Source organism: Achromobacter sp. 1011791174 (assembly GCF_059760925.1).
This window is the reverse complement of the sequence record NZ_JCBANH010000084.1, coordinates 1-21,975: the sequence shown is the minus strand read 5'-3', so window position 1 is coordinate 21,975 and position 21,975 is coordinate 1. Positions and strand designations below refer to the sequence as shown.

Sequence of the window (21,975 nt, the reverse complement as noted above, 5' to 3'; positions counted from 1 at the left end):
TCAGCGGCCGGTGAAAACGGGGTCGCGCCTTTCGGCGAAGGCGCGGCGGCCCTCGGCGTAGTCGGCGCTGTCGAAGCATTGGCGCACCAGCGCGGCGATGGTCTCCAGTTCGGCGGCGGAGGGTTCGCGCATGGATGCCAGTATCGCCGCTTTCGCCGCCCGCAAGGACAGGGGCGCGTTGGCGGCGATGCGTTGCAGGCGGGCCTGGGAGAGCCGCTCGAAATCGTCCAGCGCGAAACGCTCGTGCAGCAGTCCGCCGGCCTGCGCCTGTTCGGCGTCCAGGGTGCGGGCGGTGTAGAACAGCTCGAAGGCCGCGGCCATGCCGGTCACCGCCACCACGCGGCGCATGTCGGCATAGCCATAGCCCAGGCCCAGGCGCGCGGCGGGCATGCGAAAGCGCGCGCTGGCGCTGGCATAGCGCAGGTCGCAGGCCAGCGCCAGGCCGATGCCGCCGCCCATGCAGGCGCCCTGGATCAGCGCCACCGTGGGCGCCGGAAAGCGCGCCAGCGCGTCCTGTGCCTCGGCAACGGCCTGGTTGTAGGCGGCGGCCGCCTCGGCGCTGTCGCGGGCCTGGTCGAATTCGCTGATGTCGGCGCCCGACACAAAGGCCTGCGAGCCCGCGCCGGTCAGGGCCAGCACCCGCAGGTCCGGCGCTTCGCGCAACCGCGCCAGGCTGGCCGCCAGCTGCCGCCACATGGCCAGCGTCATGGCGTTGCGGCGAGCCGGGTTGCTGATCGTCAGCGTGGCGATGCCGTCACGCAGCGCTTCCTGGATGTGGCCGGCGGGCTGGCCGCCGGCCGGCGAGGACGCGCCGGTCATACCACGCCCTCCGCGCGCAGGCGCGCGATGCCGGCGGCGTCGTAGCCCGCTTCGGCCAGCATCTCGTCGGTGTGCTCGCCCCAGCCCGGCGCGGGCCGGGCGATGGCGGCGGGCGTGCGCGTCAGCGTGACGGGCTGCGAGATCAGGCGGTAGGCCTGGCCATCGTCGCCGGTCACCGACTGTGCCACGCCCAGGTGCCGCACCTGCTCGTCCTCGAATACCTGGGGAATGGTGTAGACCGGGCCGGCCGGCACGCCGGCGCGGTTCAGCAGCTCGACCCAGTGGGCCACGCTGGCTTCCCGGAAGCGCCGCGCCAGCGCCTCGTTGAGCGGGGCGCGGTTGGCCACGCGCAGCTTCTCGGTGGCGTAGCGCGGGTCTTGCAGCCACTGCGGCGCGTTCAGGCAGTCGCACAGGCGCTTCCAGTTGCCCTCGCCGGAGGCGCCCAGGTTGAAGGCGCCGTCGCTGGCCTCGAACAGGCCCATGGGGCTGCTGGTGGGATGGTCGTTGCCGGCCTGTGCGGGCGTATCGCCTTCGTTCAGGTAGCGCGCCGCCTGGAAGTCCATCAGCGCGATCTGGGTATGCAGCAGCGAGCTGTGCACCCACTGGCCCTCGCCCGAGCGCTCGCGCTCCAGCAAGGCCAGCAGGATGCCGACCGCCGCGTAGATGCCGGTGCCGCAGTCGGCCACGGCCAGGCCCGCGCGCAGCGGCCCGCCGCCGGCATGGCCGGTGACCGACATCAGCCCGCCCATGCCCTGGATGATCTGGTCAAAGCCGGGCCGGCCCGCATAAGGGCCGGCCTGGCCGAAGCCGGAGATGCTGGCCAGGATGATGCGCGGGTTGATGGCGCGCAGGTCCTCATAAGCCAGGCCCAGTCGCGCCTTGACGTCCGGGCGCCAGTTCTCGACCACCACGTCGGCGGTGGCGACCAGGCTGCGCAGCACGGCCAGGCCTTCAGGCTTCTTCAGGTTCAGCGTCAGCGAACGCTTGTTGCGGTTCAGGTTCTGGAAGTCGCCGCCGTGGCGGTCGGCGGCGAACATGGCTTCGTTGGGATCGACGCCGGCGGGCGGTTCGATGCGGATGACGTCGGCGCCGAAGTCCGCCAGGATGCGCACGCAGGTCGGGCCGGCGCGCACGCGCGACAGGTCGAGGACGCGAAAGCGCGACAGGGCGGGGGAGGCGGTGATCTTGGACATGGTGGTTCCCATGGGTCAGCGTTGCAGAAACGTGGAGTGAGGCAGGGCGAACTGGCGGGCGAAGGCCAGCATTCGCGCCTCGCTGCCCGGCGCGCCGATCAGCTGCGCGCTGACGGGGCGACCGCGGCCGTCCAGGCCCACCGGCAGCACCAGCGCCGGCAGGCCCAGGAAATTGACGTAGGCGTGATGGCGATGCAGCGCGGCCAGCGCGCGCGGGTCGAAGGCGGGGCTGGAGGTCGTGACCGCGTCGCGGTCCGGCACGCCTTGCGGGAAGCAGGGCGCCAGCAGCAGGTCGGCGTCGCCCAGGCTGCCGGCCAGGAAGGCCGCGCGCAGCGGCGCCGCCTGCGCCAGCGCGTGGCGATACCAGACGGCCGGCATGGCCCAGCCCGGCAGCGCGATGGCGCGGGTCGACGGGGCCAGCGTGTCCAGGTCGCCGCGCACGGCCGCCGCCAGCGCCAGCGCGGCCTCGGCGTGCAGCACGATCTGCGCCAGCCGGTTCAGGCGGTCCAGGTCGGGCAGCGCGGCCGGCTTCAGCCTGGCGGCGCCGCGCAGGCGCTGCTCGAAGCCGGTCAGCGCGGCGGCGACCGTGGGATCTTCCCCCTGCGCATGCAGCGCATTGGCGATACGCCAATCTCGCGGGCGCGCCAGCTCGCGCTCCAGCGCGTCCAGCCGCAGGGGCAACCCGGGATCTTCGTCGCCGGCGGGCAGGGCGGCCGCGAAGACGCTGGCGGCGTCCAGTGCGTCGCGGGCGATCACGCCCACCGTGTCCAGCGTCGGCGCGAGCGGGGCCACGCCTTGCGCGGACAAGCGTCCCGGCGTGGGCTTCAGGCCGATCAGGCCGCAGGTCGCGGCCGGCATGCGGACCGAGCCGGCGGTGTCCGTGCCCAGCGAGGCCGGGCACAGGCCGGCCGCCACCGCGACCGCCGAGCCGCTGGAAGAGCCGCCGACCGCCGCCGCGCTGTCCAGCGGGTTCATCAGGGCTGGCGCGTGCGGGTTCTCCGCCGTGGCGCCGCAGGCATGTTCCGCCATGGCCAGCGCGCCCAGGTTCAGCGCGCCATGCTCGGCCAGCCGCCGCAGCACGGCCGCGACGGGGCGCGGCGCGCCCGTGGCGCGCGGGCGTCCCAGGCGGGGCGCGTGCAGGCCGGTGTCGAAGGCGTCCTTGTGCGCCAGCGGCACGCGGGCGAGCAGCCCGTCCGCGTCGGCGGGGGCCGACGCGGGGGCGAACAGCTGGACCACGCAGCCCAGCGGCGCGGCGCGGCGCGTGAAGCCGGCGGCCAGGGCGGCGACGTGGGCGTCGCGCAGCGGCGGCGCGGCGCGTCGATAGGCCGCGCGCGCGCCGGCCACGGAGAGGAAGGCAGAGGCGTCAATCATGGCCGTCCTCGCGCGGCGCGATCTCGGCGGCCACGGCCGACAGGCGCATCAGCGTGCGGGCGACGGCCCGTTGCGCGTCCGGCGGCACGGCCAGTCCGTGGCTCAGGAAGGCCAGCTCGACCCAGGACTGCCAGTCTTCCTTGCGTTTCTCGTCCATGACGGGTGTCTCCTGCTACGCTTAGGTCTTAAAATAAGATTCCAGTGTCATAAATATATTTATAGAAGTCAAGAAAATAATATGACGAACCGTGCACGCCTGAACCTTTCGATTCCGGGAGCGCCGCGATGAAGGCCGCCGAACGCATACGCCTGTCCATCGAGGAATCCATCCGCGACGGCAGCCTGCTGCCGGGCGACGCCGTGGACGAGCAGCAGCTGATGCAGACCTACGAGGTGTCGCGCACGCCGGTGCGCGAGGCCTTGCTGCAATTGCAGGCGCAAGGGCTGCTCAACAGCCTGCCGCGCGGCGGCATGGTGGTGGCCAAGATGGACGTGGCGCAGCTGCTGGCGATGTGGGAACTGCTGGCCGAGCTGGAGGGCATCGGCGCGCGGCTGGCCTGCGAACGCATGACGCCGGCCGAGCGCGAGGAACTGGCCGCCATCCACGAACGCGCCGGCGCGGTGGCGCGGCGCGAGGACGCGGAAGCCTGGCAGGACCACAACCGGCGCTTCCACGACGCGCTCTACCAGGGCGCGCGCAATCCCTATCTGCGCCAGGAGATCCTGCGCATGCGCTCGCGCACCGGCGCCTACCGCCGCCACGCCTATTCGGCCTTCGGCCACCTGGCTTCCTCGTGGGCGCAGCACGGCGAACTGGTCGCCGCGATCCAGGCCCAGGACGCGGGCCGCGCCGCCACGCTGATGACGCGGCACATGAGTCCCGGCCAGGGCTCGATCAGCTTCGCGTCCTTCATCGCGGCGCTGCCCAAGGATCTGCTGGCCTGAAGCCTGAGGGTCGAGGGAACGGACCGGCGGCGGATTCGGCCCGCCGCGGGTCCGACTGCGGGTAAGTCCCGATTACTGCATTTTTGCGATGCTTCAAAATATATTTATAAGAAATTTAAAAATCTTGATGCGTCGCCCTGCCTGGTTGTAACGGGTTGGGCCCCAACCCAGTCCGGTACACCAAGGAACTAGTCATGGATGCCGTATCCCCGCAGCCCGCCGCACAGCCGGCCCCGCAGCATTCCCGAGGCGATGCCCCGGCCGTCGATTCCGCCCGCATGCACAGCAAGGTCGCGTGGCGGCTGATTCCTTTCCTGATCTTCCTGTTCCTGCTCGCCTGGATCGACCGCGTCAACGTCGGCTTCGCCAAGCTGCAGATGCTGCAGGACCTGCGTTTCAGCGAGGCCGTGTACGGCCTGGGCGCGGGCATCTTCTTCATCGGCTATTTCCTGTTCGAGGTGCCGAGCAATCTGCTGCTGCAGCGCATCGGCGCGCGCAAGACCCTGGCGCGCATCACCATCCTGTGGGGGCTAACGTCGATGGCCATGGCCTTCGTCACGACGCCGTTCTCGTTCTATCTGCTGCGCTTCCTGCTGGGCGTGTTCGAGGCGGGCTTCTTTCCCGGCGTCATGCTGTACCTGACGTACTGGATCCCCGCCGGCCGGCGCGGCCGCATCAACGGCTGGTTCATGACGTCCTTCGGCATCGCCGGCGTGGTCGGCGGTCCGATCGCGGGCCTCATCATGAGCGGCATGGACGGCGTGGCGCCGTTGCGCAACTGGCAATGGCTGTTCGTGCTGGAGGGCATACCCTCGGTGATCGCCGGCATCGTGGTGCTGGGCTACCTGCCGGACCGGCCGCGCCAGGCGCGCTGGCTGTCGGCCGCCGAGCAGACGGCGCTGGAAGCCGAGCTGGAGGCCGAGCAGCGCCACGGCGGCAAGCACGCCAGCTTCGCCCAGGCCCTGCGCCAGCCGGCGCTGTGGCTGTGCACGGCCGCCTACTTCTGCATCGTCGGCGGCAACGCCACGCTGGCGTTCTGGATGCCGTCGCTGGTGCGCGAGCTGGGCGTGCGCGGCGCGCTGGACATCGGCCTGCTGTCGGCGATCCCCTTCACGCTGGGCACCGTGGCGATGGTGCTCAACGGCGCGCACTCCGACAAGACCGGCGAGCGGCGCCTGCATTGCGCCGGCGCCACGCTGGTCGGCGCGGCGGGGCTCGCGCTGACCGCCGCCTACATCGGCAATCCCGTGCTGGCGATGGCCGCGCTAAGCGTATCCGCCATCGGCGTGCTGGGCGCGTTTCCCGTGTTCTGGGCGATTCCGGCGGGTTTCTTGACCGGCACGGCCGCCGCCGGCGGCATCGCCTTCATCAACTCGGTCGGCAACCTGGCGGGCTTCGCCACGCCCTTCATGATGGGCTGGATGAAGGAATGGACCGGCGGCGTGGCCGCCGGCCTGTACGTGGTCGCCGCCATGCAGCTGACCTCGACCGCGATCGTCGCGCTGGCGATGCGCCGACTGGCGCGCTAGCGCAAGGCGACGGGCGGCGAGCCGCTGGCGGCGAACGGCGGTCCGCCGGTTGCGGCCGCGTCCGCGTCGTCTCAGTGCGGCCGCAACCGTTCGCCGACGCTAGCCGCCAGCAATTGCGCGGTGGCCGCCGACAAGGTCCAGCCCAGGTGGCCGTGGCCGGTGTTGTAGAACACGCCCGGCCGCTTGCCCGGACCCACGCGCGGCATCATGTCCGGCGTCATCGGGCGCAGCCCGCACCAGGGCACCACGCGCGCCGTCCTGACGCCGGGGAAGTGGCGGCGGGTCCAGTCCACCAGCGGCTGCACGCGTTCGGCGCGGATGTCCAGGTTGTAGCCGTTGAACTCGGCGGTGCCGGCCACGCGGAAGCGGTCGCCCAGCCGGCTGGTGACGATCTTGGCGGCCTCGTCGAGCAGGCTGACGCGCGGCGCGGCCTCGCGGCTGGCGGCGTCGTCCAGGTGCACGCTGATCGAATAGCCCTTGACCGGATAGATGTTGACCGTGTCGCCCAGCTGCCGCGCGAAGCGTCGGCTGGCCGCGCCGGCGCAGACCACCACGGCGTCGGCCTGGTGCCGGTCGTCGCCGCCGTCCGTGCCGGCCAGGTCCAGCGCGTAGCCCGTGCCGTCGGCCGCGATCGCGGCGACGTCGGCGTCCTGCACGAAGCGCACGCCCAGTCGCTCGCAGGCCTGGGCCAGCCCGCGCGTGAACTTGTGGATGTCGCCGGTGGCGTCGGACGGCGTGTAGAAGCCGGCGTGGCAGGCCGTTTGCAGCGCCGGCTCGATGTCGCGAGCCTCCTCGGGCGTGACCGCGTAGCGTTCCAGGCCGCCTTCGCGCAGCAGCTCGTTGCCGCGTCGCGCGGCCTCGAAGCTGGCGGCGTCGTGGTAGATGTGCAGGATGCCGCGCCGCTCCAGGTCGAAGTCGATGCCTTCGGCCTCGGCCATGTCGTACAGGTGCTGGCGCGCCTCGATCGCCAGCCGGGTGGTGGCGATGGTGTTGCGGCGGTGGTTGGGGATCTGGCGCATGAATTGCAGCAGCCAGGAATACTTGTGCCAGCTGAAGCGCGGATTGAGCAGCAGCGGCGCGTTGCTGCGGCCCAGCCAGCGCAGACCCTTGAGCACGGTGGCGGCGCTGTTCCAGACCTCGGCGTTGCTGGCCGACAGCTGGCCGCCGTTGGCGTAGGAGGTTTCCATCGCGGGATAGCGCTGGCGGTCGTAGACGGAAACGTCGTAACCCTGCTTGCGCAGGACGTAGGCGGACGTGACGCCGGTGATACCGGCGCCAATGATGGCGATGCGGGGCATGATTGCTCCAGATGGCGTGGCGACGGCCGGCCGGCCGCTGCACCCCATCTGTCCCGGTACCTGAGAGCTTTGCCCGGCGCGTGCCGGGGTTCCCCTTCGGTGGGCGCGCAATGCGCCTCTCTCCAGATCGTCTACACCGCGCAGTCCTGTCTGCCTGAGAGTTTCCGGGGCGGTTGCTCCGTCGGCGCCCGCCGCGCGGCCGGGCCGGGGCGAGTCTCTTCTGCGGGGTGTTTGCTACGACCGTGGCAGGATAGCCAAATATTTCGCGTCCTGGAATTCAGGGTTAGTACCAGTATGGGCGTGGCGGCGCTACCATCCTGGGTTCGCGCGGGGCGCGCGCCGGCATGCCGGTCGCCGCCGCCTGGCCCCGCCCGCCTTGCTTGCGCTGTTTTCCGGGAGTTCTCCATGCGCCTGTCCGCCTTGTTCCGCCGCTGCCTGCTGGCCGTTGCCCTTGCCGCATCGCTGCCCGCGTCGGCGCTGTCCCCCATCTACGACGCCGACGCCCGCGTGCGCGCGGCCGTGCTGACGGTGATGAAGCAGCATGAAATCGCCGGCATGGCGGTGGCCGTGACCCGGCAGGGCGAGCAGCATTTCTACAGTTTCGGCCTGGCATCCTGGGAGACGCGCGTCCCGGTCACCAACGACACGCTGTTCGAAGTGGGCTCGATCAGCAAGACCTATTCGGCCACCTTGGCCGCCTATGCGCAGGCGCTGGGTCGGCTGTCGCTGGCGGATCCGGTCGAGCGCCACGTGCCCGAGCTGGCGGGCAGCGCTTTTGGCAAGGTCTCGCTGCTGGGCCTAGCCACGCACACGGCGGGCGGCTTTCCGCTGCAGGTGCCTGACACGGTGCGCGACCGCGCCCAGCTCATGGCCTATCTGCAGGCCTGGCAACCCAGCTACGCGGAGGGCACGCGCCGCACGTATGCCAATCCCAGCATCGGCATGCTGGGCGTGGCCACCGCCAATGCCATGGGCCAGGCCTATGTGCCGCTGATGCAGGGCACGCTGTTGCCCAAGCTGGGCCTGCCCAGCACCTATCTGCAGGTGCCGGCCGACCAGATGGCGCGCTACGCGCAGGGCTACGACAAGCGCAACCAGCCGGTGCGCGTGAGTCCCGGCGTGCTGGCCGACGAGGCCTACGGCGTCAAGACCAGCGCCCGCGACCTGCTGCGCTTCGTGGAACTGAACCTGGGCGGCACCAGCGGCGACGCCAAGCTGGATCAGGCCATCGCCGACACGCACCGGGGCTACTTCGAACTGGGCGGCATGACGCAGGACCTGGTGTGGGAGCAGTATCGCTATCCGGCGCCGCTGGATACCGTGCTGGAAGGCAATTTCAACACGGTCGCCTTCGAGACGCACGACGTGCGCGCGCTGCGTCCGCCGCTGGCGCCGCGCGCCGACGCCTGGATCAACAAGACCGGCGCCACCAATGGCTTCGGCGCCTACGTCGCCTTCGTGCCGGGACGCCGGATCGGCATCGTGATCCTGGCCAACCGCAACTATCCCAACGCCGATCGCGTGCGCCTGGCCTATGAGGTGCTGGATGCGCTGGAGACGGGAGGCCGTTGAGCAGGCGCGTGGGGCAGTCGCGGCGGCGGGCGCTGCCTAGGCCGGTCCGCCGGACGGTCTCCGGTCAGGCGGCCGGCGCCGCGCCGGCGCCGGCCCCGTTCAGCGCCGAGCCGCAGCGCGGCAGCAGGCCCAGCAGCGCCAGCCGGTCGCGCAGCTGCTCCAGCCGCTGCATCCGATACGCGTCCACGTCCACGCCGGCGTAGTCGTAGAAGCCCTGGCCGTCGCGCAAGCCGTTGCGGCCCTGTTCCATGTTGCGCGCGATCACGTCCGGCGCCGCGAAGCGCGGGTCCAGCGCGCCGGCCAGGTAGCGCGAGGCGTAGTAGAGGATGTCGCCGCCGCCCCAGTCGATGAATTCCAGCAGGCCCAGCACCGAGAAGCGCAAACCGAAGCCCAGGCGCACGGCGGTGTCGATGTCCTCGGCGCTGGCCACGCCTTCCTCGACCATGCGGGCCGCCTCGTTCATGGCCAGCGCCTGGATGCGCGGCACGATGTAGCCGGCGGACGGCGCGCACATCACCGGCGTCTTGCCCGCCATGCGCAGCAGCTCCAGCAGCTGGTCGGCGGCGGCATCGCGGGTGGCGGGGCCCCGGCTGACTTCCAACAGCGGGATCAGGCTGGCCGGGTTGAGCCAGTGCGCGTTCAGGAAGCGTTCCGGATGCGCCGTCAGCGCCGCCAGTTCGGTGACCAGGAAGGTGGACGTGGTCGATGCCACCACGGCGTCGGCCGGGCAGGCCTCGTCCAGCCAGCGCAGCGCGTCACGCTTGGCGTCCAGGCGTTCGGGCACGGCCTCGAACACCGCGCGCGCCGCGCGCAGGTCGGCGGCCGCATCGTCCCTCGCGCGCAGCCGCAGCCGGGCCAGCGCGGCGTCGGCCTGGTCCTCGCTCAGCACGCCCAGCCGCGCGAGCATGCCCAGCTCGGCGCGCACGGCCGCGCGGGCCGCGTCGTGGACGCGCGCCTGTTCATCGGCGGCGCGGGGCTTGAGGTCGATCAGTGACACCTCCAGGCCGGCGATCAGGTAGGACGCGGCGATGCCCTGTCCCATGCGGCCGGCGCCGATCACGCACAAGGGGGCGGCCATCTCAATAGCCCTCTTGCAGCAGCGCGCGCATGTCGGCGCGCGACAGCGCGGACAGGCCCAGGTTCTCCAGCGTGCGGCCCTCGGCGTACAGGTCGCGCCCGGTCAGCGCCGAGGCCAGGGCCAGCAGGCCCTGCGCCACCGGCATGGGCACGCCGGCCCAGCGGCCCGTCGACACCAGGAAGGACAGCCCCAGCCGCGTGTCCTCCAGCATGTAGCGGTGGCGGTGCAGGTCGATGGTCTCGCGCCAGTCGCCGCTGTCGGTCAGGCGGCCATGGGCGCCGCGCCCGTACATCCATTCATCGCCTTCCTTGGCGTAGTGGTCGGCCAGCGGGAAATGCGGCGCGCCATAGCCCAGCGCCTCGCGCAGCGCCACGCGCTCGGCGTCCAGCGCATCGGTCACGGCGCGGATGGCCGGCTGGGTGCCTTCGTTGTGGATGTCCCAGCGCTCGAAATGCTGCAAGGGACCGGCGTTCATCAGGATGAGCGGCGGGTGGATGATGGGGCCGGCATTCATGAGCGCGCCGGACAGGCCGTCGCCCGCCGGCTCCACGCTGGGATAGGCCTGGGCCAGCCGCCGCAGCGCGGCATCGGCCAGCCGAAGGGGGAAGACGCCGGTGGGCAGGCGCGTGGCGTAGCCGCTGATGACCACGCGCTGGCCGTGCTTGCGCGCCAGGTAGGGCAGGGTGCCGGTCTCGGCATAGGCGACCTGCGCGCGGTTGCCGGCCTGGCGCTGGGCGCGCGCGAACAGCTGGCAGCCGAAGGTGCCGGGCGGCAGGAACACCACCTGCCCCTCCTCCAGCAGCGGCGCGAGCCGGGGCGCCAGCTCGTCGTGCGTGGTGGCGGGCAGCGGAATGACGATCAGCTCGGCGCCCTGGACCGCGTCGCGCAGTTCGCGCGCCAGCCGCAGTTGGCCGGGGCCGTCGCCGATGGCGATGCGGCGGGTGCCGCGATAGTCGGTGACCTCCAGCCCGCCGGCCTTGGCCAGCGCGGCGCTGGCCTCGGCGTCGCGCCGCCACCAGCGCACCTCGTGGCCTTTTTCGTGCAGGTCCGCGGCGGCCGCGTAGCAGCCGTGTCCGCCTCCGATGACAGTGACGCGCATGATCGTGCTCCTTGATGACGATGCGACGATCCTAGCGGCGCGGATGGCGGCCGGTCTGCGCCGAACGCGCAAGCGCCGTTCCATTCCGGCAAGGGATTCGGGCCGGCCTGGCGGTGTGCTACAAACCACGGCGGGCGCATGCTCCAATTCTCGACATCGCTTTCCAACAGGTCGTCAGCATCATGAAAATCCTTGCCGCAGCGCTATTGAGCCTTTCGTTCCTGGCGGCTTCCGCCGTTGCCGGAGCCGATGCCAGCGCCGATCTCAGTCCCGACACAAATCTGGACGAGGCCGAGCTCGTGGCGACGCTGGAGGGCGGGCATTGGCGCTCCGGCGATGCGAAGGGCACTTACCGGGTGATCCTGGAGAACGTGGGTTTCGAGCACGTCAGCTGCCGCGTCTGGATCGAGTGGCTGGCCGATGCCAGGTCCGGCGGCGCCAAGTCCGGCCAGCCGCCGCGCGTCGTGGCCCGGGTGCCTTACGCCGAGATCTCCAACGGCTTCTGGTCCTGCGGACCGAAGCGCAACGGCCTGTCGGGCGTCACGCTGACCATACCCGCCAAGCATGCCTATTCGGGCGAGGCCCGCAAGTTCCAGGCGGTGCTGGGCGCGCCGGGCGAATACCGCCATCGCGGTGCCGGCGGCTGAGCCCAGGCGCGGGCGGCGGCCCGTGCCGGCGCTAGCGGCCGCGCAGCGTGTCCGACGGCCGACAGCCGTAGCGCTTGCGGTAGTGGCTGGCGAAGTGGCCGAAGCTGGTCACGCCGTGGCGCAGCAGGATGTCGGTGACGTTGTCGCCCGGCCCGGCCTGTTCCAGCGCCGCGTGCACGCGCGCCAGCCGCAGGCCGCGGATGTAGTCGATGGGGCTCTGGCCCAGGAAGCGCGCGAAGCCGTTCTGCAGGGTGCGCGTGGACACGCCGGAGAGCGCGGCCAGCTCCGCCAGGGTGACGGCTTCGTCCAGATGGCTTTCGATGTAGTCGCGCGCGCGCCTGACGTGCAGCGGCAGCGGCTGCCGGCGCTCGGCGCGCAGCGCGTCGCTGTAGTTGTGCGGCAGCTGCATCAGCAGCAATGACATCAGGTAGTCCGGGAAGCCCGCCGCCAGCGCCGGCGCCAGCCGGTCGATGTCGGGGTCCTGGTGCAGCCGGCACAGATAGTCCAGCGTCTGGCGCACCGCCGCCATGCCCGACGAACCTTCGGCCACGTCCACGTCGAACACCAGCGGCGCCCTGAGCGGACGCTCCAGCAGCTGTTGCAGGCGGCGTTCCAGCGCCGGCCGCTCCACCCGCAGGATCAGGCTGCGGCAGTCGCTGCCGACGCGGATGAGGCTGCGTTCGGAGGGCGAGGAGACGGTCAGGCTGCCGGCGCGGATGGCGGCGCTGCGGCGACCCAGCTCGACCATGCCGCTGCCGGCCAGCGTGGCGCGCACCAGGTAATAGCTGGCGATATCGCCGGCGTCGATCTCGACCTCGGCGCCATAGCGCAGGTCGAACAGCGCGGCGCTGCCGAAATACACGCCGTACAGGCGCGACTGCAAGGGATTTCCCTGAGGCACGCGCATCTGGTGCGACCACAGGTGATGGCTGACCTGATCCCGGATCTCGGCCATGTTGGCCGAGTCGAGCAGGCAATGGCGTTGCAGCGGAATCGAGTCTTGGAACATGCTTTCCTGCGCCCCGGGAACAGTGCTTGCGCGCCCCGTATAGAGCCGCGCCCGGCAAAGGCCTACAACTGACGGACCAGGCCGCGCCCGCCGGGCCGGCCTGGGAACTCCAGGACGGGCGCCGCGCGGCGGCCGGACCTGGCGCACACAAGCAGGCGATGCGCGGCCGGCCGGAACAAGGCTGGCGCGACAGCGCCGCCACGCAAGGGAAAAGACATGACTGGCGATATCCCCGACAGCGCGCCCGCGCGCCGCTACGCCTACGAATGGTACGTGGTCCTGGTCTGCATGCTAGCGTACATATTTTCCTTCGTCGACAGGCAGATCCTGGCGCTGATGATCGAGCCGATCAAGCGCGACCTGGGCCTGAGCGACACGCAGTTCAGCCTGCTGCACGGGCTGGCATTCTCGCTGTTCTACGCCTTCATGGGCATCCCCATCGCGCTGTTGGCCGACCGCTATTCGCGGCCGCGCATCATCGCCATCGGCGTGGCCTTCTGGAGCCTGGCGACCGCCGTCTGCGGCCTGTCGCGCAACTTCGCCCAGATGTTCCTGGCGCGCATTGGCGTGGGCGTGGGCGAGGCGGCGCTGTCGCCCGCCACCTACTCGATGCTGAGCGACATGTTCCCGCGCGACCGGCTGGGCCGGGCAGTGGGCGTGTATTCGATCGGCTCGTTCATCGGCGGCGGACTGGCCTTCCTGATCGGCGGCTATGTGATCAACCTGCTGAAAAGCGTGGACACCGTGGCGCTGCCGCTGCTGGGCGCGCTGCGGCCCTGGCAGGTGACGTTCTTCGTGGTGGGGCTGCCGGGCCTGCTGGTGGCGCTGCTGATTCTGCTGACGGTGCGAGATCCCGGCCGGCGCGGCCTGCGCCTGGGCGCCGACGGCCGCGCCAGCAAGCCCGCCATCGGCGACACCTTCCGCTTCCTGGCGCGGCACCGGCGCACCTTCTGTTGCCACTTCCTGGGGTTCTCGTTCTACGCGATGGCATTGTTCGCGCTGCTGGGCTGGACGCCGGCCTTCTACATGCGCAAGTTCGGCCTGTCGCCGACCGAGGCGGGCTACATGCTGGGCGCGGTGGTGCTGGCGGCCAACACCGCCGGCGTGTTCTGCGGCGGCTGGCTGATGGATGCGCTGGCGCGGCGCGGCCATGCCGACGCGCCGCTGCGGGCCGGCGTGATCGGCGCGGCCTGCATGGCGGCGCCGGCGGTGGCGTTCACGCAGGTCGATTCGCTGTGGCTGTCGGTGGGGCTGCTCCTGCCGGCCATGTTCTTCGCGTCCTTTCCCATGCCCACGTCGACGGCCGCGATGCAGATCCTGCCGCCCAACCAGCTGCGCGCGCAGGTCTCGGCGCTGTTCCTGCTGATCTCCAACCTGATCGGGCTGGGCCTGGGCACCACGGCGGTGGCCTTGCTGACCGACCGCTGGTTCCGCGATCCGGCGGCGGTGGGGCAGTCGCTGTCCGCGATGATCGGCGCGGCGGCGGTGGCCTGCGTGGTCCTGCTGGCGATGGGCTGCGGCAGCTACCGGCGCAGCCTGGCCGCCGAGGCGGCGCCCGGCGCGGCCGAAGCGTCCGATGGCGCGGCGCCGCTGACGGCGCGGCCGGCCTCGACCGCGTAGCGGCTACGGGCTGCGGCGCCGGGGCGCGACAATTCGTCGCGGTTCGGGCGACGCCACCGGCGCGCCGCCGCGTGTGCCTGCGGCGATAATCCGCGCATGACCTACCAACTCCTGAAAATGCTTCATGTCGCGGCCGTGGCCGCGTGGCTGTGCGGCTCGCTGTTCGTGTCGCTGTTCCTGCTGACGTCCCAGCCGCAGGAAGGCGAGGCGCCCAAGGAACGCAAGATGCTGGGCGCGCTGCGCCGCTGGACCCTGTTCGTGACCACGCCGGCCATGGCCCTGAGCTGGCTGGTCGGCCTGCACCTGGCCATGAGCCTGGGCTGGTTCGCGATGAACTGGATCTGGGTCAAGATCGGCATCGCGGCGGTGCTGTCGGCGCTGCTGGGCATCCAGAGCGCGGCGCTGGGCCGCATGGCGCGCGGCGCCGGCGGACGGCCGCCGGCGCTGGATCTGTATGCGCCGTTCACGGTGCTGGCGGCCGCGGCCATCGTCACGCTGGCGGTGGTCAAGCCGTTCTGAGCGGCGCGGTCCGGCCGCGTCCGCGTGTGGCGCCTCCAGGCTGCTTGCCGCAATCCGCAATGGGCCGGCATATGCGCCCGCGCCATATGGAAACACCCGTGTAATAAGGACTCAACCAAGTATTCGTTCGCCCGCGATAAGCGCGTCCCTAGAATCGTCTCACTCTCATAACTGCACAGACTTAGAGGCGATTCCATCATGACTACCCGTTTTTTCATCGCCGGACTGGCCCAGGACGAAACGCAGCCCGTCGGAGAGCGGCAAGCGCACGCGGCGCGCTCGGCGCGCGGGCGGTTTTTCAAGCGCTTGCTGGGCGCGATCCTGGCCTCGGCCGCCATGTTCCACGGCCCGGCCTTCTCGGCCGATCCCAAGCCCTTGAAGGTCGGCGTGCGCGGCGGCGTGGACGAGCAGATCTGGGAAGTGGTGGCGCGGGTTGCCAAGAAGAACGGCCTGGCCGTCGAGCCGGTGGTGATCACCGGCACCGCCAGTCCCAACGAGGCGCTGAACAACGGCGACCTGGAAGCCAACTCCTTTCAGCACATTCCCTTCCTGAAAGACCAGATCAAGCAGCGCGGCTACAAGCTGGTGCCGGTGGCCAATACGCTGATCTCGCCCATCGCCTTCTATTCGAAGAAGTACAAGTCGCTTCAGGACCTGCCGCCCGGCGCCAAGGTCGGCATCCCCAATGATCCCAGCAACCAGACGCGCGCGCTGGTGGTGCTGCGCGACCAGGGACTGATCACGCTCAAGGATGGCTTCGATCCGTTCACCGGCACGGCCACGCTGGCCGATGTGACGTCCAACCCCAGGAAACTGGAGTTCGTCGAGAGCGCCTCGGTGGTGCTGGCGCGTTCGCTGCCGGACGTGGACACGGCGGCCATCGTCAACAGCTTCGCCTACCAGGCCGGCCTGATCGCCACGCGCGACGGCATCGCCGTGGAGAAGAAGGAAAACAATCCCTACGTCAACATCATCGTGGTGCGCGAGCAGGACAAGAACGCGCCGTGGGTGCCGGAGCTGGTCAAGGCCTACCATTCCGAGGAAGTGCGCCAGTTCATTCTGAGCAAGTACGAAGGTTCGGTCATTCCGGTGTTCTGACGCCGGCTGGCGCGATCCATCATGAAGCACTACGAACTTCCCCTGGCCGAGCCGCTGGCCGGCGCGGCCCCGGCCAGCGCGCCCGAGGCGGCGCGCGACCGCGAGCACATCGTGTTCGACAGCTTGCAGAAGCGCTACCAGGGGCCGCAAGGCCCGGTGGCGGCGCTGTCGGACGTGTCCTTTTCCATCGCGCGCGGCGAGATCTTCGGCATCATCGGCCGCAGCGGCGCGGGCAAGTCCACCTTGCTGCGCACCATCAACATGCTGGAGCGCCCCGGCGCCGGCCGCGTGCTGATCGACGGCGCCGATGTCGGGCAGCTGGACGAGGACGGGCTGGTGGCGCTGCGGCGCCGCATCGGCATGATCTTCCAGCACTTCAACCTGCTGTCGGCCAAGACCGTGGCCGAGAACGTGGCGCTGCCGCTGCGCGTGGCCGGCGTCAAGCCCGCCGCCGCGCGCGTCCGGGTCGACGCGCTGCTGGACCTGGTGGGCCTGCGCGACAAGGCCGATGCCTATCCGGCCAAGCTGTCCGGCGGCCAGAAGCAGCGGGTCGGCATCGCCCGCGCGCTGGTGCACGAGCCGCGGATCCTGCTGTGCGACGAAGCCACGTCGGCGCTGGATCCCGAGACCACCCAATCCATCCTGGCGCTGCTGCGCGACATCAACCGCAAGCTCGGCCTGACCGTGGTGCTGATCACGCACGACATGGCGGTGATCCGGGAGATCTGCCATCAGGTGCTGGTGCTGGACGGCGGCCGCAAGGTCGAGCAGGGCGAGGTCTGGCGCGTGTTCGGCGATCCCAGGGCCGAGGCCACGCGCGCATTGCTGCGGCCGCTGCAGCACGACCTGCCGGCCGACCTGGCCGCGCGCCTGTCGCCCGAGCCGCAAGGGCCCGGCGCCAGCGGCGTGCTGCGGCTGCGCTATACCGGCGCCGGCCGCGCGCAGGGCGTGCCCCTGGCGGCGCTGGCCGCGCTGGGACCGGGCGCCACGCTGCTGCATGGGGGGCTGGACCGGCTGGGCGGCCACGCGCAAGGCAGCCTGCTGGTGTCGGTGCCCGCGGGCATATTGCGGCAGGAAGCCGCGCGCGCCGCGTTGGCGGCGGATCAGATCGAGGTGCTGGGCTATGTCGCTGCCGATGCTTGATAAATACCTGCAGGCTTTCCTGCAGACGCTGGCGATGGTGGGCGTGTCGGCCGTGATCGCCATCGCGCTGGGCCTGTCGCTGGCGCTGGTGCTGACCGTGACGGCCTCGGGCGGGCTGTATCCGAAGCCGCGCCTGAACCGCGCGCTGTCGATCACGGTGAACACGTTCCGCGCGATTCCCTTCATCATCCTGCTGATCGCCATGCTGCCCTTCACGCGGCTGCTGGTGGGCACCACGCTGGGCACCTGGGCGGCCATCGTGCCGCTGTCGGCCAACCTGGTGCCGTTCTTCGCGCGCATCGCGCAGGTCAGCCTGAACGACGTGGACCCCGGCCTGGTCGAGGCCGCGCGCGCCATGGGCTGCCGCCGCCTGCACATCGTGCGCCACGTACTGCTGCCCGAGGCCTTGCCCGGCATCATCGGCGGCATGACGGTCAGCGTGATCGCGATGATCAACGCCTCGGCCATGGCGGGCGCGGTCGGCGCGGGCGGGCTGGGCGACCTGGCGATCCGCTACGGCTACGAGCGCTACGAGACGCGCGTGATGTTCGAGGTGATCGTGATCCTGATCGCGCTGGTGTCGATCGTGCAGTTCACCGGCGAATGGCTGTCGCGCCGCGCCGACCACAAGCGCTGACGCGGCGATGCGACGGCGTATGTCAGGGCAGGGTGGCCGGCAGCAGGCTGGCCAGTTGCTGCGCGCCCAACTGGTCCTGTTCGCGGACCAGGGCGTCGACGCGGGCCTGGTGCTTCCGATAGCGCGCCAGGTCGTCGTCGCGCTCGAACAGCAGCTGTCCGCCGCGCGCGACCCAGTAGGGGCGGTTGTCGTCGAGCAGCGTGATCATCTGGCCGAATTCGTCGAGGATGCGCGTTTCCAGGTCCCAGGCCCGGTTCACGTCGCGCAGCCGCGCTGGCCGCTGCGCCGCCACGCCGTCGAGCATGCGGGTCCTGGCGTCGTCGTCGATATCCAGCGCGCGTATCAGCGCCGGCATGTCGTCCAGCGCCTGCTGGTTGCGCTGGCGGTAGGCCGGCAGCAGGCGGCCGGCCAGTTCGAGAATCATGCGGCTTTCCACCAGGCCCGTGTCGCGCGCCAGCCGGCCCGGATCGAACAGTCGCGGCAGGCCGATGTCGTCCAGATCCTTGACGTAGGCCTTGTGCTGCGCGAGCCGCTGGCCGGCCACGGTCTTGACCGCGCGCTCCAGCTCGCCGTAGGCGCCGTGGGCGCGAGGCGTGGGATCGATGTCGGGCAGCGCGCCGGGTTTCTCCGCGCCGCCGGCCATGCGGCGCAGCACGGCCATGGCGTCGCGGATGCCGGCGTTGGCCAGCTCGCGCTGGCGGTTCTGCTCGATCCGGCTCCAGGCCTGGCCGGCATCACCCAACAGCATCACCAGGCCCACGACCAGCACGATGTACAGCTGGCGGCGGGGATCGCGGAAGCGCTTGCCGATCGAGAACAGCGCACAGACCAGCAGCGGCGGCAAGGCCAACATGCCCAGCACTTCCAGGCTGGTAGCGGGCTGGCGCGCCAGCAGCATGCGCAGCGTGCCCTCGGCCATGTAGACCGCGCAGGCCAGCAGCAGGGGCAGCAGCCAGCCCGCGCGCCGCTGCGCCGCCGCGGACAGTGGCGCCTGGCTTGGAGCCTGGATGGGCCCGGATTGCGGGTTCATGGGATGCCGGTTGGGAATGCGTGGGGGATCTCAAAATGTAACAACGCCGCGCGGCGGCGTCAATGCGGCGCCGGCGCGCCACGGCGGCAGGCAGCACTTTCCGGCGCGGCCATGGCCGCGTCTTCGATCAACATGGACCACACAGGAGTCCCGTCATGACCGATCACTCGCAGCAAGGCTTCGCCACGCGCGCCATCCACCTGGGCTATGACCCGCTGCAAGAGCAGGGCGCGCTGTCGCCGCCGCTCTACCTGACCTCGACCTACACGCAGGAAAGCCTGGAGGCCTTCGATGAGATCCGCCTGGGAGAGCGCAGCGGCTACGTCTATGGCCGCACGCGCAATCCCACGCAGGCCCTGCTGGAAGAGCGGCTGGCCTCTCTGGAGGGCGCCGAGGCCGCCGTCGTCACCGCGTCCGGCATGGCCGCGATCTCGGCCACGCTGTTCTCGCTGCTGCAAAGCGGCGACGAGATCGTGGTCGACCAGATCGTCTACGGCACGGCCTTCACGCTGTTCACGCAGGGCCTGGCGCGTTTCGGCGTGCGCGCGGTGTTCGCCGATTTCACGCGCCCGGAGACGGTGGCCGCCGCCATCGGCCCCAAGACCCGCGCCGTGTATTTCGAGACACCGGCCAATCCCAACCTGCGGCTGGTCGACATCCAGGCGGTGTCGGCCATCGCGCGCGGCAAGGGCCTGCTGACCATCGTCGACAACACCTTCGCCACGCCGGTGCTGCAGCGTCCCTTGGCGCTGGGCGCCGACCTGGTGCTGCATTCGGCCACCAAGTACCTGGGCGGCCATGGCGACCTGCTGGCCGGCGCCGTGGCCGGCCGCAAGGAACTGGTCGACGCGGTGCGCCTGCAAGGGCTGCGCTACTACACCGGCGCGACGCTGTCGCCCTTCACCGCCTTCCTGGTGCTGCGCGGCCTGAAGACGCTGGAGCTGCGCGTGCAGCGTCACAGCGAATCGGCGCTGCGCGTGGCGCGGCTGCTGCGCGAGCATCCGGCGGTGGCCGATGTGTTCTACCCGGGCCTGGCCGACACGGCCGGCGCCGAGATCGCGCGCCGCCAGCAATCGGCCGGCGGCGGGCTGGTGGCCTTTGAATTGAAGGGCGGGCTGGATGCGGGCCGGCGTCTGCTCAATGGCTTGAAGCTGGCGCGCATCGCGGTCAGCCTGGGCGATCCCGAGACGCTGATCCAGCATCCGGCGTCGATGACGCATGCCAGCTATTCGGCCGAGGACCGCGAGCGCTATGGCTTGTCAGAAGGACTGCTGCGTTTGTCGGTGGGACTGGAGACGCCCGACGATATCCTCGCGGACCTGAAGCAGGGGCTGGATCGCGCCTAGTTCCCGCGTCGGCGGTCGCCGGGCTGGCGCGGTGTCAGGGCGCGGCGTCCGTGGCGGCGCCGCGCCAGGCCAGCCATTCGCCCTCGCGCAGCCCATCCCTGGGCGCGCGCCGCGCCGCCGCCACGCCCTGGCGCAGCGCGGCCAGGTCCAGGCCGGGCAGGCGGCGCAGCAGCGCCGGCGGCAGATGGTCCGGATCCAGCGCGTCCGCGTCGAAGTCCACGGCCAGCAAGCCGCCGCCGTCGCTGGGCACGCGGATGAACCAGCTGGCTTCCAGATAGTCGCCGCTCCAGGGATCGGGAAAGCCCGCCAGCAGCAGGCGGAAGCCGAACTCGCGCACGTTGGCCCAGGGCCAGAATTCCGTCACGCCCGCCGCGCCGGCGTCGCGCCAGATGCCTGCGTCGTCGACGTGCACGCGGCTGGCCGGTGGCTGCGCGGGGTGGCGGGTGCAGAGGCGTTTCAGGCGTGACCACATGGGCAATGGGTGATGGAAGGGGGCGGACAGGGCAGGGTAGCAGGTCCACGCATTGCAAAAATGTTACAAGCATTGATCCGGATCAAACAGGCCCGGCGGCGAGCGGGTTAGGGTTGCCGTTTTTTCCTCGCCGGTCGCGGGCGGCTGTTCGCCGCTCGTGGCCCGGGCCACGCGCAGCAAGGACCATGACCATGACAGACAAGACCACGCCATCCACCGAATCGGACACGGCGGACGCGACGCGCAAGCGCGCCACGGGCGCTTCCCGTCGCAGCGCGGCGCCGCGCCGCGCGCCGGCGCGCAAGGGCGGCGCCGATGCGGCCGCGCCGGCGGCCCGCCCTCGCGCTGCGGCCGACGAGCCCGCCGCCCAGCTGCGCCGCCGCGTCGCCGAGCGCGAGGACGCCGCCCGCCAGGAGACGGCCGCCGTGCTGGCCGACATCGCCCGCCGCTACCAGGCCGCCGGCCCCGGCCAGGCGCAGGAGGCGCTGCGCGCGGTGATCGAGGAGCTGTCGCCGGATGACGCGCGCGCCGTGCACCGCGCCTTGCTGGAAGTGAACGTGCAGGGGCCTGTCGGCCGCCGCAATCCGGACGACGAGCTGGCCGTGGACTGGCGCGAGGGCATCTATCCCTACCGCCACCGCATGCTGCGGCGCAATTACGAAAAGCAGAAGTACGCGCTGCAGGTCGAGCTGCTCAAGCTGCAGGCCTGGGTCAAGGCCACCGGCCAGCGCGTGGTGATTCTGTTCGAGGGGCGTGACGCGGCCGGCAAGGGCGGGACCATCAAGCGCATGATGGAACACCTGAACCCGCGCGGCGCGCGCGTGGTCGCGCTGGAAAAGCCGTCCGATACCGAACGCGGCCAGTGGTACTTCCAGCGCTACGTGCAGCACCTGCCCACGGCGGGCGAGATCGTCATGTTCGACCGCTCCTGGTACAACCGCGCCGGCGTCGAGCGCGTGATGGGCTTCTGCGATCAGGCCGAGTACCTGGAGTTCCTGCGTCAGGTGCCGGACTTCGAGCGGCACCTGGTGTCCAGCGGCATCCACCTGGTCAAGTTCTGGTTCTCGGTGAGCCAGGAAGAGCAGCGCCGCCGCTTCCAGCAGCGCAAGGTGCATCCGCTCAAGCAGTGGAAGCTCAGCCCGGTCGATCTGGCCTCGCTGGACAAGTGGGACGATTACACGCGCGCCAAGGAAGCCATGTTCGCGCACACCGACACGGCCGACGCGCCGTGGATCGTGGTCAAGTCCGACTGCAAGAAGCGCGCGCGCCTGAACGCCATGCGCTACGTGCTCAACCGCCTGCCGTATGAAGGCAAGAGCGGCGATCCGGACATGGCGCTGGATCCGCTGATCGTGGGCCGCGCGCTCTGATCGGGTCGGCCGCCTACTTGCCGCGCATGCGGTCGATCAGGCGGCGGTCGCGTTTGGTCGGCCGGCCGTCGGCCAGGTCCAGCGCCGGCTCGGGCGCCAGCCGCCGCTGCTCGGCGGCGCGTTCGCGCGCCTGCGCGCTTTCCTGCGTTTCCTCGTAGAGCTGCCGCGCCACCGGCGCGG

Annotated in this window: 21 protein-coding genes, 1 pseudogene and 2 riboswitches; of the genes and pseudogenes, 11 read left to right on the top strand and 11 right to left on the bottom strand. The window is 70.9% G+C overall.

What is annotated here, in order from left to right; translation table 11 throughout:
• From AC6LJ5_RS23415 to AC6LJ5_RS23400, 4 genes are read right to left on the bottom strand one after another with little or no spacing between them, the layout of a single operon-like run.
• Nucleotides 1–819 (bottom strand): enoyl-CoA hydratase, encoded by an 819-nt coding sequence (locus AC6LJ5_RS23415; protein ID WP_498141756.1) that lies wholly within the window; start codon nucleotides 817–819, stop codon nucleotides 1–3.
• On the bottom strand, nucleotides 816–2,012 hold the full coding sequence (locus AC6LJ5_RS23410; RefSeq protein ID WP_103276411.1) for a CaiB/BaiF CoA transferase family protein: 1,197 nt from the start codon (nucleotides 2,010–2,012) through the stop codon (nucleotides 816–818). Before AC6LJ5_RS23410 ends, AC6LJ5_RS23415 begins: the two co-directional genes overlap by 4 nt.
• Nucleotides 2,013–2,027: 15 nt before the next feature.
• Complete coding sequence (locus AC6LJ5_RS23405; RefSeq protein ID WP_498141755.1) at nucleotides 2,028–3,383, bottom strand: amidase; 1,356 nt, start codon at nucleotides 3,381–3,383, stop codon at nucleotides 2,028–2,030.
• On the bottom strand, nucleotides 3,376–3,540 hold the full coding sequence (locus AC6LJ5_RS23400) for a hypothetical protein (protein ID WP_158658393.1): 165 nt from the start codon (nucleotides 3,538–3,540) through the stop codon (nucleotides 3,376–3,378). Before AC6LJ5_RS23400 ends, AC6LJ5_RS23405 begins: the two co-directional genes overlap by 8 nt.
• A gap of 128 nt (nucleotides 3,541–3,668) precedes the next feature.
• On the opposite strand from AC6LJ5_RS23400, the gene AC6LJ5_RS23395 reads away from it, so the two are divergent.
• Together AC6LJ5_RS23395 and AC6LJ5_RS23390 are read left to right on the top strand one after the other, a co-directional pair.
• Complete coding sequence (locus AC6LJ5_RS23395) at nucleotides 3,669–4,328, top strand: GntR family transcriptional regulator (RefSeq protein WP_103273743.1); 660 nt, start codon at nucleotides 3,669–3,671, stop codon at nucleotides 4,326–4,328.
• Nucleotides 4,329–4,522: 194 nt separating this feature from the next.
• The gene (locus AC6LJ5_RS23390) at nucleotides 4,523–5,857 is read left to right on the top strand and encodes an MFS transporter (protein ID WP_392409014.1); all 1,335 of its coding nucleotides are present in this window, start codon (nucleotides 4,523–4,525) and stop codon (nucleotides 5,855–5,857) included.
• A gap of 71 nt (nucleotides 5,858–5,928) precedes the next feature.
• On the opposite strand, the gene AC6LJ5_RS23385 is transcribed toward AC6LJ5_RS23390, so the two are convergent.
• Complete coding sequence (locus AC6LJ5_RS23385) at nucleotides 5,929–7,155, bottom strand: D-amino acid dehydrogenase (protein WP_498141754.1); 1,227 nt, start codon at nucleotides 7,153–7,155, stop codon at nucleotides 5,929–5,931.
• Between the two features lie 46 nt (nucleotides 7,156–7,201).
• Nucleotides 7,202–7,283, bottom strand: a riboswitch (glycine riboswitch).
• Between the two features lie 3 nt (nucleotides 7,284–7,286).
• Nucleotides 7,287–7,388, bottom strand: a riboswitch (glycine riboswitch).
• A gap of 172 nt (nucleotides 7,389–7,560) precedes the next feature.
• On the opposite strand from AC6LJ5_RS23385, the gene ampC reads away from it, so the two are divergent.
• A complete protein-coding gene (ampC, locus tag AC6LJ5_RS23380; RefSeq protein ID WP_498141753.1) occupies nucleotides 7,561–8,727 on the top strand; it encodes a class C beta-lactamase in 1,167 nt (388 codons plus the stop codon).
• 64 nt (nucleotides 8,728–8,791) lie between these two features.
• On the opposite strand, the gene AC6LJ5_RS23375 is transcribed toward ampC, so the two are convergent.
• Nucleotides 8,792–9,805, bottom strand: coding sequence for a 3-hydroxybutyryl-CoA dehydrogenase (locus tag AC6LJ5_RS23375; RefSeq protein WP_498141752.1), 1,014 nt, complete (start codon nucleotides 9,803–9,805; stop codon nucleotides 8,792–8,794).
• 1 nt (nucleotide 9,806) lies between these two features.
• Nucleotides 9,807–10,904, bottom strand: coding sequence for an NAD/NADP octopine/nopaline dehydrogenase family protein (locus tag AC6LJ5_RS23370; RefSeq protein ID WP_498141751.1), 1,098 nt, complete (start codon nucleotides 10,902–10,904; stop codon nucleotides 9,807–9,809).
• A 182-nt stretch (nucleotides 10,905–11,086) separates the two neighbouring features.
• On the opposite strand from AC6LJ5_RS23370, the gene AC6LJ5_RS23365 reads away from it, so the two are divergent.
• On the top strand, nucleotides 11,087–11,551 hold the full coding sequence (locus AC6LJ5_RS23365; RefSeq protein WP_498141750.1) for a hypothetical protein: 465 nt from the start codon (nucleotides 11,087–11,089) through the stop codon (nucleotides 11,549–11,551).
• A gap of 31 nt (nucleotides 11,552–11,582) precedes the next feature.
• On the opposite strand, the gene AC6LJ5_RS23360 is transcribed toward AC6LJ5_RS23365, so the two are convergent.
• On the bottom strand, nucleotides 11,583–12,560 hold the full coding sequence (locus AC6LJ5_RS23360; RefSeq protein ID WP_498141749.1) for an AraC-like ligand-binding domain-containing protein: 978 nt from the start codon (nucleotides 12,558–12,560) through the stop codon (nucleotides 11,583–11,585).
• 216 nt (nucleotides 12,561–12,776) lie between these two features.
• Here AC6LJ5_RS23360 and AC6LJ5_RS23355 point away from each other — a divergent pair, with 216 nt between their 5' ends.
• The 5 genes from AC6LJ5_RS23355 to AC6LJ5_RS23335 all read left to right on the top strand — a co-directional run bounded on the left by AC6LJ5_RS23355 (nucleotide 12,777) and on the right by AC6LJ5_RS23335 (nucleotide 17,577).
• Complete coding sequence (locus AC6LJ5_RS23355) at nucleotides 12,777–14,180, top strand: spinster family MFS transporter (RefSeq protein ID WP_498141748.1); 1,404 nt, start codon at nucleotides 12,777–12,779, stop codon at nucleotides 14,178–14,180.
• 96 nt (nucleotides 14,181–14,276) lie between these two features.
• A complete protein-coding gene (locus tag AC6LJ5_RS23350) occupies nucleotides 14,277–14,699 on the top strand; it encodes a CopD family protein (RefSeq protein WP_103273752.1) in 423 nt (140 codons plus the stop codon).
• Between the two features lie 336 nt (nucleotides 14,700–15,035).
• Nucleotides 15,036–15,797 carry a MetQ/NlpA family ABC transporter substrate-binding protein gene (locus AC6LJ5_RS23345; RefSeq protein WP_233772873.1) on the top strand — a complete coding sequence of 254 codons (762 nt, stop codon included), beginning with the start codon at nucleotides 15,036–15,038 and terminating at the stop codon, nucleotides 15,795–15,797.
• Nucleotides 15,798–15,818: 21 nt separating this feature from the next.
• On the top strand, nucleotides 15,819–16,940 hold the full coding sequence (locus AC6LJ5_RS23340) for a methionine ABC transporter ATP-binding protein (protein WP_392409006.1): 1,122 nt from the start codon (nucleotides 15,819–15,821) through the stop codon (nucleotides 16,938–16,940).
• Nucleotides 16,921–17,577 carry a methionine ABC transporter permease gene (locus AC6LJ5_RS23335; protein ID WP_103273754.1) on the top strand — a complete coding sequence of 219 codons (657 nt, stop codon included), beginning with the start codon at nucleotides 16,921–16,923 and terminating at the stop codon, nucleotides 17,575–17,577. Before AC6LJ5_RS23340 ends, AC6LJ5_RS23335 begins: the two co-directional genes overlap by 20 nt.
• A gap of 22 nt (nucleotides 17,578–17,599) precedes the next feature.
• Here AC6LJ5_RS23335 and AC6LJ5_RS23330 read toward each other — a convergent pair whose 3' ends face one another.
• Nucleotides 17,600–18,607: a hypothetical protein gene (locus tag AC6LJ5_RS23330; protein WP_103273755.1), complete on the bottom strand. Its 1,008-nt coding sequence runs from the start codon at nucleotides 18,605–18,607 to the stop codon at nucleotides 17,600–17,602.
• Nucleotides 18,608–18,762: 155 nt separating this feature from the next.
• Here AC6LJ5_RS23330 and AC6LJ5_RS23325 point away from each other — a divergent pair, with 155 nt between their 5' ends.
• Nucleotides 18,763–19,953 (top strand): trans-sulfuration enzyme family protein, encoded by a 1,191-nt coding sequence (locus AC6LJ5_RS23325; protein WP_103273756.1) that lies wholly within the window; start codon nucleotides 18,763–18,765, stop codon nucleotides 19,951–19,953.
• A 34-nt stretch (nucleotides 19,954–19,987) separates the two neighbouring features.
• On the opposite strand, the gene AC6LJ5_RS23320 is transcribed toward AC6LJ5_RS23325, so the two are convergent.
• The gene (locus AC6LJ5_RS23320; protein ID WP_498141747.1) at nucleotides 19,988–20,425 is read right to left on the bottom strand and encodes a hypothetical protein; all 438 of its coding nucleotides are present in this window, start codon (nucleotides 20,423–20,425) and stop codon (nucleotides 19,988–19,990) included.
• A gap of 191 nt (nucleotides 20,426–20,616) precedes the next feature.
• On the opposite strand from AC6LJ5_RS23320, the gene ppk2 reads away from it, so the two are divergent.
• Complete coding sequence (gene ppk2 / locus AC6LJ5_RS23315; RefSeq protein ID WP_199770835.1) at nucleotides 20,617–21,795, top strand: polyphosphate kinase 2; 1,179 nt, start codon at nucleotides 20,617–20,619, stop codon at nucleotides 21,793–21,795.
• 13 nt (nucleotides 21,796–21,808) lie between these two features.
• Here the strand turns inward: ppk2 and AC6LJ5_RS23310 are convergent.
• Nucleotides 21,809–21,975 (bottom strand): annotated as a pseudogene (locus AC6LJ5_RS23310) (RNA-binding S4 domain-containing protein); the annotation flags it as partial.